This window comes from Streptomyces fuscigenes (assembly GCF_021556455.1).
Classification (GTDB): Bacteria; Actinomycetota; Actinomycetes; order Streptomycetales; family Streptomycetaceae; genus Streptomyces; species Streptomyces fuscigenes.
This window is the reverse complement of the sequence record NZ_JAKGCV010000716.1, coordinates 1-1,754: the sequence shown is the minus strand read 5'-3', so window position 1 is coordinate 1,754 and position 1,754 is coordinate 1. Positions and strand designations below refer to the sequence as shown.

Sequence of the window (1,754 nt, the reverse complement as noted above, 5' to 3'; positions counted from 1 at the left end):
TGGCCAGCCAGGGGCCGCCGCCCGCACCGCCGGGGCGCGGCAGCCGCGCCCGGCCGCGCCGCACGCGGCGGCTCCCCCGCGACACTCCCGGGCCCGCGGCTCCCCGCCCGCCGGGTGCGGGCCGCGCGCCCCGCCTCTCGCACCCCTCCCGTACCCTCGACCCCATGTCGCTCTACGCCGCGTACGCCGGCAACCTCGATGCGCGGCTGATGACGCGCCGCGCCCCGCACTCCCCCCTGCGCGGCACGGGGTGGCTCAACGGATGGCGGCTCACGTTCGGCGGCGAGCAGATGGGCTGGGAGGGCGCGCTGGCGACGATCGTCGAGGCGCCCCGCGAGCAGGTCTTCGTCGCGCTGTACGACATCGCCCCCATGGACGAGGACTCGATGGACCGCTGGGAGGGTGTCGGGCTCGACATCTACCGGCGCATGCGGGTCCGCGTCGACACGCTGGAGGGCGCCGAGCCGTCGTGGATCTACGTGCTCAACGGCTACGAGGGCGGCCTGCCGTCCGCGCGCTACCTGGGCGAGATCGCGGACGCGGCCGAATCGGCGGGCGCGCCCCACGACTACGTGATGGAACTGCGCAAGCGCCCCTGCTGAGGCGCCGGGCGCGGGGCGCGCGCACAAGCGCCCGCCGCGCGAAGGCGGGCCGGGCCGGCCCCCGGGCCGTGCGGACGGGCGCGCACGACCGCTCTCCGCGCCGCCGTCCGGGCCCCGGCAGGCGTTCACCCGGTGTTCGCCCGGTGTTCGCCGGAAACGACAACGCAACAATCACGAGACCGTGCACCCCTTCATCTACGCGCGTAGGGCAGGAGCGGATAGGCTCACGGCGTGAACGCAACTGTTGATCCGGCCGCCTCCGAAGGCCCCGCGGGCCACGGCCACGCCGGCCCCGCCGACCCCTATGCCGCCGCCGACCTCGCCGCGGCGCGCCTGCGCGAGCTGTCCGGCGCCGAGAGCCACGACGTCCTGGTCGTGATGGGGTCGGGCTGGGCGCCCGCCGTCGAAGCGCTGGGCGCCCCCGACGCCGAGTTCCCCATGGCCGACCTGCCGGGCTTCCCGCCGCCGGTCGTCGAGGGCCAGGGCGGCACGGTCCGCTCGTACCGCGTGGACGGCTCCGGCAAGCGCGTGCTGGTCTTCCTCGGCCGCACCCACCACTACGAGGGCCACGGTGTCTCCACCGTCGCGCACGGGGTGCGCACCGCGATCGCCGCGGGCTGCAAGACCGTCGTCCTGACCAACGGCTGCGGCGGGCTGCGCGAGGGCATGCGCCCGGGTCAGCCCGTGCTGATCAGCGACCACCTCAACCTGACGGGCGTCTCCCCCATCGTCGGGCCGCGCTTCGTGGACCTGACGGACCTCTACTCGCCGCGCCTGCGCGCGCTGTGCAAGGAGATCGAGCCGTCGCTCGAAGAGGGCGTGTACGCGATGTTCCCCGGCCCGCACTACGAGACGCCCGCCGAGATCAACATGGTCCGCGTGCTGGGCGGCGACCTGGTCGGCATGTCCACGGTGCTGGAGGCCATCGCCGCGCGCGAGGCCGGCGCCGAGGTGCTGGGCATCTCGCTGGTGACGAACCTCGCGGCCGGGCTGAGCGGGCAGCCACTCAACCACGAGGAGGTCATCCGGGCCGGGCGCGACTCGGCGAAGCAGGCCGGTCACCTGAGACCTGAACACGGATGGGGACGGTATGCGCAGCATCAGCCGGAGAGATCTCCTCGGGGCCGGAATGGGCGCGGCGGCGGCGGTCGG

General features: G+C 75.1%; 2 protein-coding genes. Both read left to right on the top strand.

The annotated features are described in order from the left end of the window. Positions 1 to 164: 164 nt before the first annotated feature. On the top strand, positions 165 to 602 hold the full coding sequence (locus L1885_RS28025) for a gamma-glutamylcyclotransferase family protein (protein ID WP_235799946.1): 438 nt from the start codon (positions 165 to 167) through the stop codon (positions 600 to 602). Between the two features lie 231 nt (positions 603 to 833). After that, on the top strand, positions 834 to 1,754 hold a 921-nt coding region (locus tag L1885_RS28020; RefSeq protein WP_308117411.1), incomplete at its 3' end, for a purine-nucleoside phosphorylase.

What these genes read in the sequence shown, in the direction of transcription:
- L1885_RS28025 (WP_235799946.1), top strand. Translation starts at nt 165, where the DNA reads ATGTCGCTCTACGCCGCGTACGCCGGCAACCTCGATGCGCGGCTGATG.